The organism is Enterobacter sp. ODB01, assembly GCF_001623605.1.
Lineage (GTDB): Bacteria > Pseudomonadota > Gammaproteobacteria > Enterobacterales > Enterobacteriaceae > Enterobacter > Enterobacter kobei.
Window position 1 is genome coordinate 4,178,679 of the sequence record NZ_CP015227.1, and the last position, 15,794, is coordinate 4,194,472.

The 15,794-nt window shown below is 54.9% G+C and carries 10 protein-coding genes; 3 read left to right on the top strand and 7 right to left on the bottom strand.

Annotation, left to right across the window (positions count from 1 at the left end; all coding sequences use genetic code 11):
• Nucleotides 1-94: 94 nt before the first annotated feature.
• Nucleotides 95-1,384, top strand: coding sequence for a SulP family inorganic anion transporter (locus tag A4308_RS19905; protein WP_045281819.1), 1,290 nt, complete (start codon nucleotides 95-97; stop codon nucleotides 1,382-1,384).
• Here the strand turns inward: A4308_RS19905 and mgtE are convergent.
• The 6 genes from mgtE to A4308_RS19935 all read right to left on the bottom strand — a co-directional run bounded on the left by mgtE (nucleotide 1,347) and on the right by A4308_RS19935 (nucleotide 8,718).
• Nucleotides 1,347-2,783: a magnesium transporter gene (mgtE, locus tag A4308_RS19910; RefSeq protein WP_014884601.1), complete on the bottom strand. Its 1,437-nt coding sequence runs from the start codon at nucleotides 2,781-2,783 to the stop codon at nucleotides 1,347-1,349. The genes A4308_RS19905 and mgtE overlap by 38 nt on opposite strands.
• 148 nt (nucleotides 2,784-2,931) lie before the next feature.
• Nucleotides 2,932-4,575, bottom strand: a complete 1,644-nt coding sequence (locus A4308_RS19915; protein WP_045281828.1) for a multidrug ABC transporter permease/ATP-binding protein — start codon at nucleotides 4,573-4,575, stop codon at nucleotides 2,932-2,934.
• Between the two features lie 69 nt (nucleotides 4,576-4,644).
• Entirely contained in the window at nucleotides 4,645-5,301 is a 657-nt protein-coding gene (gene alkB, locus A4308_RS19920) for a DNA oxidative demethylase AlkB (RefSeq protein WP_023330945.1), read from the bottom strand.
• A complete protein-coding gene (gene ada, locus A4308_RS19925; RefSeq protein WP_023330946.1) occupies nucleotides 5,301-6,359 on the bottom strand; it encodes a bifunctional DNA-binding transcriptional regulator/O6-methylguanine-DNA methyltransferase Ada in 1,059 nt (352 codons plus the stop codon). Before ada ends, alkB begins: the two co-directional genes overlap by 1 nt.
• Before the next feature lie 72 nt (nucleotides 6,360-6,431).
• Nucleotides 6,432-7,487, bottom strand: coding sequence for an FAD:protein FMN transferase ApbE (gene apbE / locus A4308_RS19930; protein ID WP_023330947.1), 1,056 nt, complete (start codon nucleotides 7,485-7,487; stop codon nucleotides 6,432-6,434).
• A gap of 115 nt (nucleotides 7,488-7,602) precedes the next feature.
• Entirely contained in the window at nucleotides 7,603-8,718 is a 1,116-nt protein-coding gene (locus tag A4308_RS19935) for a porin OmpC (RefSeq protein ID WP_014884606.1), read from the bottom strand.
• A gap of 743 nt (nucleotides 8,719-9,461) precedes the next feature.
• Here A4308_RS19935 and rcsD point away from each other — a divergent pair.
• Both rcsD and rcsB read left to right on the top strand, forming a co-directional pair.
• Nucleotides 9,462-12,134, top strand: coding sequence for a phosphotransferase RcsD (gene rcsD / locus A4308_RS19940; RefSeq protein ID WP_014884607.1), 2,673 nt, complete (start codon nucleotides 9,462-9,464; stop codon nucleotides 12,132-12,134).
• Nucleotides 12,135-12,150: 16 nt separating this feature from the next.
• Nucleotides 12,151-12,801: a response regulator transcription factor RcsB gene (gene rcsB / locus A4308_RS19945; protein WP_003859405.1), complete on the top strand. Its 651-nt coding sequence runs from the start codon at nucleotides 12,151-12,153 to the stop codon at nucleotides 12,799-12,801.
• Between the two features lie 79 nt (nucleotides 12,802-12,880).
• Here rcsB and rcsC read toward each other — a convergent pair whose 3' ends face one another.
• Nucleotides 12,881-15,727, bottom strand: a complete 2,847-nt coding sequence (rcsC, locus tag A4308_RS19950; protein ID WP_023330948.1) for a two-component system sensor histidine kinase RcsC — start codon at nucleotides 15,725-15,727, stop codon at nucleotides 12,881-12,883.
• Nucleotides 15,728-15,794: the final 67 nt, after the last annotated feature.

Below are 15,794 nucleotides of genomic sequence, written 5' to 3' on the forward strand. Positions count from 1 at the left end.
AGGTTACGAAATTATTGTAATTGTGAAATTTAATGGTGGGTTGTTTGTAAGGAATTATCGATGTGGCTGGTAAATCGTGGGTTTACTGGCTAGTATGTGGCGTTTTGTGATCGCGCGCACGGAAGCCTGCCCTAATCTGCGAAAAGTTATGTCCTTACCCCATTCTGCTGTACCCGGCGAAGACCGCGTCACCACGGTCCTTAGCTCGCCAAAACTTCTGATGCGTGAAACGCTGGCGGGCGTCATTACCGCCCTGGCCCTGGTCCCTGAAGTGATCTCATTTTCGGTGGTTGCAGGCGTTGATCCCAAAGTCAGCCTGATCGCCTCCGTGGTGTTGTGTTTTGCTTTGTCTGTGCTGGGCGGTCGTCCGGCGATGGTCACGGCGGCGGCCGGTTCCGTGGCGCTGGTTATTGGCCCGATGGTGCACCAGCACGGCGTGCAGTACATTCTTCCGGCGGTTCTCATGGCGGGGGTGATCCAAATACTGTTTGGCACACTGGGCATGGCAAGGCTGATGCGCTTTATCCCTCAGTCGGTGATGACCGGGTTTGTTAACGCCCTCGGCATCTTAATTTTCTTTGCTCAGGTTCCGCACTTCTGGAGCCGAAGCCCGTTAATCGTCGGCCTGTTCGTGCTCACGCTGCTTATCGTGCTGTGGGTGCCGCGCTATATCAAAAGCATCCCTTCCCCGCTGATTGCGATAGTGGTGCTCACGTTGTTCACCGTTACCAGCGGGCAAATTCTGCCGACGGTGGGTGATGAAGGCTCGATGAGTGGCGGGTTACCGGGACTGACGCAACTGCTGGTCCCCCTGAACATAGAAACGTTAAGCATTATCTGGCCGTGCGCGTTAAGCATTGCGTTCGTCGGGCTGCTGGAGTCACTGCTGACGGCGAAGCTGGTGGATGAACTGACCGTCACCCCGTCCAGTAAACGCCGTGAAAGCATCGGGTTGGGCGTGGGCAATATCCTGGCCGGGCTCTATGGAGGGATCGCTGGCTGCGCGATGATTGGACAAACCATCGTCAACGTGGAGATGGGGAAAGGCCGAAGCCGTATTTCAACGTTAGCGGCTGGTATCGTTTTGCTGGTGCTGGTGACGGCGCTGAGCGACGTGATGGCTAAAATTCCGATGGCGGTGCTGGCAGGCATTATGGCGATAGTCGCCATCAAAACCTTCAGCTGGCACAGCATTCAGCCCGCAACGGTAAAAAATGCACCTGTTGCGGAAACCGTCGTGATGCTGGTGACGGTCGCCGCAACGGTATCAACCGGTAACCTGGCGATTGGCGTGCTGGGGGGGATTATCGTCATGGCACTGCTTCCCGCCCGCATTAAACGTCGTCTTAAAGCAGAAAAAGCGTTGCAAGCCCAAGAAAAATAAAGAAACCACCGGTATCGGTGATGGCAGTGATCATCACGCTCGACCCCACCGCGGGGTCGCGCCCCAGCTTGGTCATGGTCAGTGGAATAATGACCCCCATCATCGATGCCACCAGTAAATTCAGCACCATCGCCAGCATCATCACCCCGCCTAAGGCCATATCGTCATACAGCCACCAGGTGATGCCCCCCATAATGCCGCCCCACACCAGGCCGTTGATCAGCGCCACCCCCATCTCCCTGAAGATCAGAAAGGCGAAATTGCCGGGCTGAATATTTTCCAGCGCCAGCGCGCGGACGATCATCGTGATGGTCTGGTTTCCGGTGTTGCCGCCAATCCCGGCCACAATCGGCATTAATGACGCCAGGGCCACCAGCTGTGAAATGGTGTGTTCAAAGCCATCGATTACGCGGGAGGCGATAAAGGCGGTACACAAATTAATGGCAAGCCACGCCCAGCGCGTTTTCACCGCCTTACCGACGGAGGCGTGGACGTCATCTTCGGCGCTGATCCCCCCGAGCGCGCGCAGGTCGTTATCGGTCTCTTCGTAGACCACGTCAACGATCTCATCAACCGTCAGACGGCCCATCAGCTTGCCGACGGAATCCACGACGGCCGCACTCACGAGGTCGTCACGTTCGAAGGTACGTGCCGCTTTTTCAGCATCGTCTTCCGGAGAGAAGACCATCGGCTCGTTTTCCATCACCTCACTGACTCGCCGCTGGGTGCTGTTAAGCAGGATCGTTTTCAGCTCCAGCTCGCCCAGCAGGGTTTTATCCCGCGAGGTGACGAACAGTTTATCGGTGTTATCCGGCATCTTGCCCAGGCGACGCAGGTAGCGCTGCACGGTACCGAGCGTGACGTCCGGACGCACCGTGATAACGCCAAACTCCATGATCGCGCCGACGCTATTTTTCTCGTAGTGCATCACCTGACGAACGCGCGCGCGCTCATCGGCAGGCAGGGAGGCCAGCAGGCGACCGGTCAGGTTACGCGGCAGGTGTTGTACAAGGTAAATCTGTTCGTCGATATCCAGCGTTTGCAGCGCATCGAGGATGTCCCGGTCGCTCATCTCGTCGATCAGGTCATCCCAGACGTTTTCCGAAGCTTCAAGCAGTACCTGCCCGCGCTCGTGATCCTGCACCAGACGCCACAGGGCGTGACGCTCTTCGGAGGGAAGTGCTTCGAGCGTATCCGCCAGATCCGGCGGGGGTAAATGAGCAACCAGCGCACCTACCTCAGCAATATCGTCGGCTAAAGTGCCGACATCATATTGCTCAGCCAGGGTCAGTTTGCCTAATAACGTAGAAGTGACCGCTTTATCGGTCGTGAGAAGCCAGATGAGTCGCGCACGCTCCTGATCGCGCTGCCTGGCGCTGTTTTTCTTTAATACCGACATCAATCATAAATCCATTAAATGAGTTGGCGTTAAGCATAGCGCGAGGATATGTAAATAAGAATAAACAACGGGACGGGATGAAGAAAAAAACGGCATTAGGGCCACGATCTATCCCCTCTCCCTGTGGGAGAGGGTTAAGGTGAGGGCATCAGGCCGTGCGCGCCACCGCATCACGCGAGGCCGCCGCACGCTCGTCACCGGTCAATTCGCTCAGCTTGCCATCGCGCATCTCCAGCAGACGGTCGGCGTGAATGAAGTAGTGATCGTCGTGGCTAATGGCGAAAATGGTTTTGCCCATCTCCTGCATCAGCGGCAGCAGCACCTGATAGAACTCACGGCGGAAGTGGGGATCCTGATCCGCCGCCCATTCGTCCAGCAGAATGATATCGCGCTCTTCCGCCAGCGCCAGCAGCAGCGCCACGCGCTTCTTCTGCCCTTTAGAGAGCTTCAGGTTGAGAATTTTACCGTCCTGAAGCTCCAGCTTGTGCGACATCTGCAGCTGTGCCAGCCATTTTTCCACCAGCACAGGATTGGCCTGCTGCCCTTCAGGGCCGAGCAGCCGATCGAACAGCCAGACGTCGGTAAATACCGCCGAAAAGAGCTTGCGGTAGTCCTCAGGTTTCCCGGCACTCAGCGCCTTACCGTCCAGCAAAATCTCGCCCGACTGCGGCTGGTAGAGTCCGGTGAGCAACATCGCCAGCGTGGATTTACCGCTGCCGTTACCGCCGATGAGGAACAGCAGTTCACCGCGGTGAATCGTCAGGTTGACCGGCCCCACGGAGAAGGCGTTGTCCTGATAGCGGAACGTCACGTCGCGCAGCTCCAGCGTATGCCAGTCCGGGAAGGCTTGCGGGCGCGGGAATTCCGCCTTAAATGGCGCGAGGTCGAATTTTTTGAGCTTGTTAAACGCCACCTGTGCGCTCAGCAAGGTGGGCAATGCGCCGACCGCCGAGAGCAGCGGCGTGCGTAAAAACAGCAGCGTCAGTGAGTAGGTTGCCGCCACGTTGGTGTCCGCCCAGCCCAGGCTGTTCGCCATCCAGAATACCAGGCCAATGGCACCCAGCATCATGATATTTGACCAGTTCACCGCGCTCAGGTGGTAAGTATCGGCGCGGATGATGTGATGCCGATATTCGCGCGCGTCCGGGATATAGAGGTGATTGAAGATATACTCGGCGCGCTCGCGGTTCAGGGTCAGCTCCTTGCGCCCTTCCAGCACCGTCTGGTAATCGTTATACAGTTTATCTTCCGTTTCGCGCAGCACCGCCATGTGTTTATAGACGCGTGACACCAGCACAAAGCCGCCCCAGATGGTAATGGCAATCCACAGAGCGGTCACCGCCAGCATTTTACTGGAGAGCCAGGCAAGATAAGCCGCCGAGCCAAAGGTCAGAATGATCCCCTGCACCAGCTCCGGCAGACGAACAAACGCGATGGTGATAGCCCGCACGTCGCTGGTCAGCCCCGCCAGCAGGGAGGCGCTGCCAAGTTGCTCCACCCGTTCAACCTGAGTGTCCAGGATCCGCTTGATAAATTCGCTGCGCAAACGGAAAACGAAATGGTGGCCGAGCGCGGTTAGCGCCAGCTGAGAGCCAAGCGTAACCGCCATCAACAGCAGCAGCAGGCCGAGAAACTCTGGCAAAACAGAGAGTGAGGTATCGACCATTTCAATCAACCGCACGTTAATAAACGCGATCAGGCCAATACCCAATGCGGCGCTGGCAAGGCTTAACGCCATGACGGCAATGAAGGGCCAGCGATACTGACGCCAGACAAGGAGAAGTAGTTGCATGCAGGCAATCCGGACAATAAAAATCAGCCAGCAGTGTAAACTGCCCGGCGTGTACATCAAGAATAATTCTTATTTTTGTTTACTAAACCCTGCCTGGCGAAACGTCAGGTTAAAACGGTACTCGCCAGTGAGGGGATGCACCCCGGGTTTCAGAGGCTGAATGCCGTGATAATACAGCCGCGATTCCCTGCCCCACACCACCACGTCGCCATGCTCCAGCATAATGCGTTTGAGCGGATCGTTACGGCGTAATCCGCCAAACTGGAAGACGGCAGGAAGCCCTAACGATACCGAGACGATGGGCGCGCGGAGATCGGGTTCATCTTTATCCTGATGCAGGGAGAGTTTCGCGCCAACGGCGTAGCGGTTAATCAGGCAGGCATCCGGTCGGAAGTCAGGATAATCAGCGGCAACGGCAGCCTCGTGGCAGAGAGCCTGAAAAACCGCAGGCATCGGGGGCCACGGCTGGCCGGTCGCGGGATCGTTAGGCGCATACAGGTAGCCTCGTTCATTCGTCGCCCACCCTAATTCGCCGCAGTTCGCCATGGCCACCGACATCGTGTAACCGCCCGGCGTGACCATATGGCGAAACGGGGAAACCGCCGTCACCTCTTCTATACCCGCAAGCAGCGCCGCCGCACGGGAGAGCGCGAAGCGACGCAAAATAACCGCCCCCGGTGCCAGTGGTTCCTGCCAGGGTTCCGCATCTGCAAAAAGATCGAGCATTATCCCTCCTGGCGTTTCGCCTCACGTTTTAGCAATAGCGCTTTTCGCGCCGTCCCCCATCGGTAACCCGACAGTGCGCCATCGTTACGGACAACGCGGTGACAGGGGATCACAATCGCCAGCCTGTTTGCCGCACAGGCTCCCGCGACGGCACGTACCGCGTTGGGTTGTCCAATCGCCTGCGCCACCTGCTGATAACTTGCCGTTTCACCGCAGGGAATTTCACGAAGGGCCTGCCAGACTCGCTGCTGGAACGCGGTTCCGCGTATATCCAGCGGCAGTTCAAGCGGCGCTGCGCGGTTATCAATACTGGCAATCACCTGGCGGATACGCTGCGCGAAGGCATCTTCCTGCGGCGCGGGCTCTGCTTTTGGAAACAGCGTCGCCAGCTCCCCGGCTAATTCGGCATCGTCATCACCGAGCAGTATTGCGCAAATCCCCCGCTCGCTTTCAGCAACCAGACAGCGTCCTAATGAGCAGTCATCGATGGCGTACTGCACCGCCACGTCGCCTTTGCGGTACTGTTTCGCCGTCATACCCAGCGCATCCGTGGCTTTACGATAATAGCTGCTGCTGTCGGGAAAGCCCGCGGCCAGCACGGCATCGGTAACGGTATCCCCCTGGGCAAGCGCCGTGCGCAGACGTTGACCGCGCGCCGCCTGCTGCCAGGCTTTTGGCGTCATTCCGGTGACGGACTTAAACAGCCGGTGGAAGTGAAAAGGACTCATGGCCACCTGCTGCGCCAGACCGTCCAGCGTTAACGCAGGATCCTGCTCCAGAAGGCGACAGGCGTGCTCCACTTTCGCCAGCTTCTGCTGCTGCGGATCGCGTTTATCCGGCATACAGCGCTTGCACGGGCGAAACCCTGCCTCAATGGCATGGTGAACATCAGGATAAAAGTGGACGTTTTTACGCAGGGCGTGACGTGCCCGGCAGGACGGACGACAGACAATCCCCGTCGTTTGCACGGCAAAGACAAACTGATCGTCAGCACGCGGATCGCGAGCCAGTACAGCCTGCCAGCGATCCTCATCGGTCATATAGGTTGGATTTTTCATCATCAGCTCCTCTTACAAGCATACCTGTAGCGTGCCTGAGTGCCACTGATAAAAAACCCGCAACCTTGCTTTTTAATTTTTGTCGCCCACCAGGAAACTGTTGAACTGCGGCGAGCTCCAGGTTTTAAACTCGTCGCCCTCTTTGGTGATCATGTACACCGCCAGCCCTTCCTGACGAACCACCTCTTTCGCTTTTTCCGGGCCGAGGACCATTAAGCCGGTATCCCAGGCATCGGCTTCCAGTGCCGTCGGCGCAATCACCGTCACCGAGACCAGATTATGCGCGATCGGCCGCCCGGTCTGCGGATCAATAACATGCGAGATGCGCTTCCCGTCAAGCTCGTAATAGTTGCGGTAACTCCCGGAGGTGCTGATGCCATGTCCGTTGATATCGACTATCGCCTGCACGGCATTTTGCCGATCGGTCGGTTTTTGAATCGCTACGCGCCACGGTTTATCGCTGGCGTTCATGCCCCGGCTGACTAACGCGCCGCCCACGGAGACCAGATAGCGCGAAATGCCTTCCTGCGTCATCAGCGCGGCAAGGTGATCCGCCGCGTAGCCTTCCCCCACCGTCGACAGATCGACAAACAGATCGGGGATATCTTTTTGCAGGTACTGTTGGCCGTACTGATTGATCACCGTCAGATGCTGCAGCCCTGTCCGGGCACGGGCATCATCAATAGCCGCCTGATCGGGCGTCGCCACCGGCTGTTTATTCGGGCCAAATCCCCAGAGGTTCACCAGCGGCCCGACGGTCACGTCCATCGCACCGTTGGTTTTATATCCCACGCGAATGGACTCGGTGACGATATCAGCCATCGCTTCACTCACCGGCCACAGAGACGTACTGGTGGAGAGGTTAAAGCGCATCAGCGCCGAGTCATTTTTGTAGGTCGACAGCAGCTGATCGTCGGCGTCCAGCTGAGCCTGGATTTTGCCGCGAAGCTCTTCCGTGCGCGTTTTATCGAGGTTCATCACGCTGACGCGCCAGAAGGTGCCCATCGTTTTGCCTTCGAGCACCGTGGCAGCGGGTGCGTCGGTTTTCGCCACGGGGGCGGGATCGTTACATGCGGTCAGGAAAAAAAGCATAGCCAGAAAGCTGGCGCGTAAAAAAGTCATATCCATTCATTATTATCCTCATGCCAGGGCGGCAAGAGTACACCAAAACGGGTCAATTGTGAGATCCAAAAACACGCACAAAAAAGGGGCCATCAGGCCCCTGAGTCATACTACGACGCGATTAGAACTGGTAAACCAGACCCAGCGCGACAATATCATCAGTACCGATACCGGCCTGACGGGTGAACTCATTTTCATCAACCAGGTTGATTTTGTAATCCACGTAGGTAGACATGTTTTTGTTGAAGTAGTAAGTCGCACCCACATCAACATATTTCAGCAGATCCTGGTCGCCATACCCTTCGATGTCCTTACCTTTAGACTGCAGGTAAGCCACGGATGGACGCAGGCCGAAGTCGAACTGGTACTGAGCAACCACTTCGAAGTTCTGCGCTTTGTTAGCGAAACCGTAGATATCGCTGCTGCTCTGAGAGTTGCCGAAACGTGTTGCGTTATAAGTCTGAGAGTACTGCGCGGCCAGATAGATGTTGTTGGCATCGTATTTCAGGCCACCCGTATAGACTTCGGCATGATCGCCTTCGCCTTTCAGGGCTGGGTTAGCCGTGTTGTTCTGATCGGCGGTACGTTTGGAAGAAGACATTGCACCACCGATGCTGAAGCCTTCGCCCAGGTTATAGGTCAGGGACGCACCGTAACCGTCGCCGTTCTGTTTCAGGGTGCTACGACCGGTGTCGTTTTCACCGCTTACGCTACCGTTTTTACCCTGATACTGCAGAGCAAAGTTCAGGCCATCCACCAGACCAAAGAAGTCCTGGTTACGGTAGGTTGCCACGCCGTTAGCACGAGATTGCAGGAAGTTGTCTGCACCGTAGGTATCACCACCAAATTCTGGCAGCACGTCAGTCCAGGATGTTACGTCGTAGATCACACCGTAGTTACGACCGTAATCGAAAGAACCCGCTTCAGCGAATTTCAGACCAGCAAACGCCACACGGGTCCAGGCCTGGTTGTCGCTTTCTGTTGTGTTGCCCTGGATCTGGTATTCCCACTGGCCGTAACCGGTCAGCTGATCGTTAACCTGAGTTTCGCCTTTGAAGCCAAGACGCATGTAGGTCTGGTCACCGTCAGCACTCTTGTCGTCAGAGAAATAGTGCAGACCATCAACTTTGCCGTACAGATCTAATTTGTTGCCATCTTTGTTATAAATTTCAGCCGCATTTGCTGCGCCTGCTACCAGCAGTGCTGGTACCAGGAGGGACAGTACTTTAACTTTCATTTTATTAACCCTCTGTTATATGCCTTATAATTGCCACTGCTTACTGGCTAACCCTCATTAACCAGTCGGCAATTTCATTCTCCGCAAAATTACAGAATAATCCAATGCGAATATGATACGAAAACTTTGAAGATGTTTCATACATCCATCAACATGTTTCAAAATGTTAATATCAAGGAACTTTTACAAAGCACAAATAGCTTAGAAAATTAGCATTTATTATCAAAATTAATATTATTCCATTAAATTTCAATTTGTTGTGATATAAATCGTTACAGCACTGAATGACAAAACAAGATCGCACCTAATCTCTAAAATAACTCTCGCTATCATCATTAACTTTATTTATTACCGTCATTCAGTTTTGAATGTCTGTTTATCCCTAATTGAGCCGAATGCATCGCATTCGGTTTTTTTTTACCCTTCTTTACGTAACTTTTCTTTTTATGTGCTACCAGCACGAAATTGTAACGACTATTAACTAATCCCGTTACGAGGGTCAACCAACGTGCAAAAATTCAGCAGAAACTTAATTTCTTGTTAATTCGTGCTATTTACTGGCGAGAAGTTTCTTTTATTTGTACACGCATCGTGAACTTGTACACTTTTAACGCACATCGCCTCTTCCTCAGTGTTCCCTGAAAAAGTCGCCTGTTCCAGGCCAGTGGCGCTGGAAATTCAGGTATTACCCTTTATACTGCCCTATCGCCACAGAGCACGACCATTACGGGTTAAAGATATCAATGAGTCAGACTGAAACTACCGCCCCGAGCAAATTCTCCCTTCTTCCCGGGAGCATCACCCGTTTCTTTCTTCTTTTGATCGTTGTGTTATTAGTCACCCTGGGCGTGATGGTGCAGAGCGCGGTAAACGCCTGGCTGAAGGACAAGAGCTACCAGGTGGTTGATATCACTCATGCCGTCCACAAGCGCATTGATACCTGGCGCTACGCCACCTGGCAGATTTACGACAATATTGCCGCAGCGCCTGCAAGCGCATCGGGGGATGGGCTTCAGGAGACCCGGCTTAAGCAGGATGTCTACTATCTCGAAAAACCGCAGCGTAAGACTGAGGCGCTTATCTTTGGCTCTCACGACAGCGCAACGCTTGAGATGACGCAGCGTATTTCAACCTATCTGGATACCCTCTGGGGTGCCGAGACGGTGCCGTGGTCGATGTACTATCTGAATGGTCAGGACAACAGCATGATCCTGATCTCGACGCTGCCATTGAAAGATCTCTCTTCTGGTTTTAAAGAGACGACCGTTGGCGGCATTGTCGATTCCCGCCGTGCAGAAATGCTGCAGCAGGCGAATGCCCTTGATGAGCGTGAAAGTTTCTCATCGCTGCGCCGCCTGGCCTGGCAAAATGGTCACTATTTTACCCTGCGTACCACGTTCAACCAGCCGGGACATCTGGCGACGGTCGTGGCGTTTGATTTGCCTATTAATGATTTGATCCCGCCGGATATGCCGCTCGACAGCTTCCGTATGGAGCCAGACAGCAGTACCCAGAACATGCGCGCGGCGTCCGACAAAGAGGCCGCAGAGAGCGTCACCATCTCCTTTAACGGCTCGAAAATTGAAATTGCCTCGTCACTGAACTCAACCGGCATGCGCCTGGTGTGGCAGGTACCGTTTGGCACCCTGCTGCTCGATACCCTGCAAAATATTTTGCTGCCGTTGCTGCTGAATATCGGCCTGCTGGCGCTGGCCCTGTTTGGCTACAGCACCTTTCGCTTCCAGCCGGGACGTCAGAGCGACGCCTCTGCGGTCACCGCGGGCAACACGAATGAACTTCGCGTGTTACGCGCGCTCAATGAAGAGATTGTTTCCGTACTGCCGCTGGGCGTATTAGTCCACGATCAGGAAGCGAACCGCACGGTGATGAGCAATAAAATTGCAGACCATCTGCTGCCGCATCTTAACCTGCAGAACATCACCACCATGGCGGATCAGCACCAGGGGGTTATTCAGGCCACCATCAATAATGAACTGTACGAGATCCGTCAGTTCCGCAGTCAGGTAGCCCCACGCACGCAAATCTTCATTATCCGCGACCAGGATCGCGAAGTGCTGGTGAATAAGAAACTCAAGCAGGCGCAAAGGCTGTATGAGAAGAACCAGCAGGGGCGCGCCGCCTTTATGCAGAATATTGGCGACGCCTTCAAACAGCCATTAAAAACGCTGGCAACCCAGGCGGCGGCGTTAAACACCTCTGAAAGCCACCAGCTTGCCTGCCAGGCCGACTCGCTGGTTCGTATGGTGGATGAGATCCAGTTAGCGAACATGCTGGAGAATGATTTCTGGAAAGGTACGCCTTCCCTCTTCTCCATTCAGGATCTGATCGATGAAGTGGTTCCGGAAGTCCTGCCGGTGATCAAGCGTAAAGGTCTGCAGCTGCTGATCAACAACCATTTACCGGCAAATGACGAACGCCATGGCGATCGCGAAGCGCTACGTCGCATTCTGCTGATGATTATTCAGTATGCCGTGACCACCACGCAGATCGGCAAGATCACCCTCGAAGTGAGCACCGACGAGTCGGCAGAAGATCGCCTGACGTTCCGCATTCTGGACACCGGGGAAGGCGTCACGACGAGTGAAATTGATAATCTGCACTTCCCGTTCCTGAATGACACACAAAGCGATCATTACGGTAAGGCTAACGCCCTGACCTTCTGGCTGTGCGATCAGCTGGCGCGTAAGCTCGGCGGCCACCTGAATATCAAAGCACGTGAATCGCTCGGCACCCGCTACTCTCTGCACGTGAAAATGGCCGTCAATCCGCAGGAAGAAGATGAAGAGCGCCTGCTGGATGACGTGGTGGCGATGGTGGATGTGACCTCAAACGAGATCCGCAACATCGTGGTGCGTCAGTTAGAAAACTGGGGCGCGGCCTGCATCACGCCGGATGAACGACTGGCAAGTCAAGAATTTGATCTGTTTTTAACGGATAATCCGTCTAATCTTACTGCCTCGGGCTTGCTTTTAAGCGATGATGAGTCAGGCGTGCGGAAAATCGGCCCTGGCCAGCTGCGCGTCAACTTTAATATAAGCAATGCGATGCAGGAAGCTGTACTACAACTAATAGAAGAGCAGCTGGCGCAGGATGAGATAACGGAATCCCCGTTAGGCGGCAATGAAAACGCCGAGCTTCACGCCAGCGGATACTATTCACTCTTTGTTGATACAGTACCAGATGATGTTAAGCGGTTGTATACTGAGTCCGCTGCGAATGATTTTGCAGCGCTGGCGCAGACAGCACACCGGCTTAAAGGGGTGTTTGCCATGCTTAATCTGGTTCCCGGCAAGCAGTTATGTGAAACGCTGGAACATCTAATTCGTGAGAAAGATGCCTCTGGCATTGAAAAATACATCAGCGACATTGACGACTACGTCAAAAGCTTGCTGTAGCAAGGTAGCCTTATACATGAACAATATGAACGTAATTATTGCCGATGACCATCCGATTGTACTGTTCGGTATTCGCAAATCGCTTGAACAGATCGAGTGGGTGAATGTAGTCGGTGAATTTGAAGACTCTACAGCACTGATCAATAACCTCCCAAAGCTTGATGCGCACGTGCTCATTACCGATCTCTCCATGCCTGGAGATAAGTACGGTGATGGGATTACGCTCATCAAATATATCAAACGTCACTTCCCGGACATCTCGATCATTGTTCTGACCATGAACAACAACCCGGCGATCCTGAGCGCCGTGCTGGATCTGGACATCGAAGGGATTGTGCTGAAACAAGGCGCACCGACCGATCTGCCAAAAGCGCTCGCTGCGCTGCAGAAAGGCAAGAAGTTCACGCCTGAGAGCGTCTCTCGTCTGCTGGAAAAAATCAGCGCGGGTGGCTACGGTGACAAACGTCTGTCACCGAAAGAGAGCGAAGTTCTGCGCCTGTTCGCTGAAGGTTTCCTGGTGACCGAGATTGCCAAGAAGCTGAACCGCAGTATTAAAACCATCAGCAGCCAGAAGAAATCCGCAATGATGAAGCTGGGTGTGGACAACGATATTGCCCTGCTGAACTATCTCTCCTCCGTGACGCTGAGCGCAACGGACAAGGATTGATCACCGCAGTAAATGCCGGGTGGTGTTCGCGCAAGCGAAGCGCCGCCGGGCAAATAAAAAAGGCCCGAAAGGGCCTTTTTTATATCCTCGTTTTCCTGACGCGTTCCGCATAGACCGACAAGGTCTGCTTCAGCACGTCCAGCGTGACCGGTTTCGACAGACAGCTGTCCATGCCTGACTCCAGGCATCGCTGTTTCTCTTCCGCCAGCGCGTTCGCCGTGACGCCCACCACCGGCAACGTCAGGCCAAGCTGGCGGATACGTTGCGTCAGACGGTAGCCGTCCATGTTAGGCATGTTGACGTCACTGAGAACGATATCAATATGATTTTTACTCAGCACATTCAGCGCATCCACGCCGTCATTGGCCGTTTTGCACTGGTAGCCAAGCGACCCGAGCTGGTCTGCCAGCAGTCGGCGGTTAATCGGATGGTCATCCACGACCAGAATCATCATATCGTCATTCACTGACGCCAGACCTTCCGGTGACGGCAATTCACCGGCTCCGTCGTTCTCTTCCAGCTGCACTTTGTAGATGCGTGCCAGCAGGCTCAACAGCTCATGCGGCGTGGCGACACTGTGTACCCACTCTCCCGGCGCACGTTCAACCGGTATGCCAATGTGGCGACGACAGAAGAGTACCGTTCCTCTCCCCTGCCACGCCTGTTCCGGCATCTCGTCGGCGATCAGCACGTCATCCGCGTCCGGCGTCTGGTCTTCATAGCGGCACACCCTCACGCCGCTATGGGTAAGCAGCGCCGTCAGGTAATCATTCAGCGAAGCGTTATTCACCGCCAGCCAGCAGCGCTTATCGCTCAGCCCGTCAACCGTCGCTTTTGCCGGATACTGCGCCGAATAGAGCGGAATACGGATGGTGAACTGGCTGCCCATGCCGGGCTCGGTATCCACCGAGATATCACCGTCCATCATGCTGACGAGCTTCTCACAAATCGCCAGCCCCAGACCGGTGCCCTGGAAGTTACGCTGCACGCCGGTGCCGACCTGGAAGAACGGGTCGAACAGGCGAACCACTTCCTTCGCCGGGATGCCCACACCCGTGTCACGGACGCGAATGCTCAGGTAATCCCCCGCCCGGCAGACGTGTAACACGATACAGCCAATATCGGTGAATTTGATGGCGTTGCTAAGCAGGTTAGAGATGACCTGCTGCAGGCGCATCGGATCGCCGTGCAGCGTCAGCGGCACATCCGGTTCAATAAAGCAGTAGAGCCCCAGCTGTTTACGCACCACCAGCGGCAGATAGTTGGCGCTGATGTGGTTCATCACTTCACGCGGCGAAAACTCCCGCGGTTCGATTTTCAACTGCTCAGACTCAATTTTAGAGAAATCGAGAATATCGCTGATGATTTTCAGCAGCAGACTGGAGGAGTTGTTCATCGCCGTCACCAGCCTGTCGACCCCTTTCGGCAGCTCTTTCGTCTGCAACAGGTCGAGGTTACCGATAATCCCGTACAGTGGCGTACGCAGCTCGTGGCTGACGGTGGCAAGGAACATAGATTTCGACTGGCTGGCCTGCTCCGCCGCCTGCGCCATCTCCTGCAACGACTCCTCCATCTTAACGCGTGCGGAGACATCCACCAGCACGCAAATCGCCACGTTTTCATTACGATAGCGGGAGTGAACAAAGCTGATCTGCAGGTTGGTATGGGTGCTGGTGAGCACGTCGACAAAGTTTACCTGCTGACCGCAGATGATTTGCGTCAACCTTTGACGATCCTCATGCGTCAGCATGTTCAGATAGTTGTGCGCCAGCTCGTTACTCAGGATGTTGGTCCCGTCCTGAGTACGCAGAATACAGATCCCCACCGGTGCCGAGGCGACTATCTTACGGTTAAACTGCTCGTGCTCTTCCAGACGCTGGGCGTCGCTTTCGGCGGGAATAAAGATTCTTCGCTCATACATGCGCGCCAGCGTAAACAGCGCCCCTCCCACCAGCAGGTTGAGCAGAATTGCATTCATAATCAGAATGCGTATCCGCTCCAGCACCATATCGACCGGCAGCGAGTAGACGATACTCAGCGACGACGGTGGCAGGCTTTTTTTCAGCACCAGCTCACGAAAGCCGGAGGTGTAACCAAACCACGAGCGTTCCTGCATCCAGTGCGGATCGACGTTCAAACGGTTATCCGGCCCGGCAAGCGAGATCAGCTGATGTCCGTTTTCATCCAGAATGGTCACACCCATCGGCAGGCTGCCTGGCGTGAAGAAGTTTTCCATGCGGATAGTCTGCTCAATGCCCAGCAGCGCCTGCAGGCGGTTACCGAGGTAAACCGGCGTCAGCGCGTAGAAATAGCCCACGCCCATGCGCGGCCCCTGGCTAATCCAGAAGATGTTATTCCCGCGCTCGTCCTGCGGCGCATTGCGATATTTCACAATACGCTCATGCAGGCTTTTCAGCGCATCATCACGCTCGACGGGCACGTCGCGCAGGCCGAAGTCAGCCATGCAGAGATTTTCGCTGCCAATCAGGAAGACGCGATTGAGATCGTAGGCGGCGGAAAAATTGTCGCGCCAGTAGCGCATAAACCAGGCGAGGGATTCCAGCGACCCGCGCCAGGTGTTGCTCATGGTGGAGCAGTCGGAGTCCGGGAACAGCGGCTGGAAGTCCGGCACTTCGGTTTTGTCATTACGCCCGCGAAGCGCCAGGATGCCGTTTTCCGCCGTCAGTCGGTTTTCGGCAATATACTTCAGCTCCTTCATTACATCAGATGTTCGCTGAATGTAACGCTGGGCCTGATCGGAGCTTAAATTAAACTCCTGGCGGATCTCCGCTTCTTTCTTGTGCAGCGCGTTGACGATGTAGAACACCGACAGCAGGACCACCAGCAACCAAAGCAGGAGCGCCAGCGCCCGGAACAGATAGCGAGAAACTTTCAGCGTGGTACGAAAGGAGACGAGGTATTTCAAAGGGGCGAGGCTCCGCCGTCGGGGTCAAAAGAATGTGGTTAAGGTAGCGGTAAACGCGGCTTGCCGC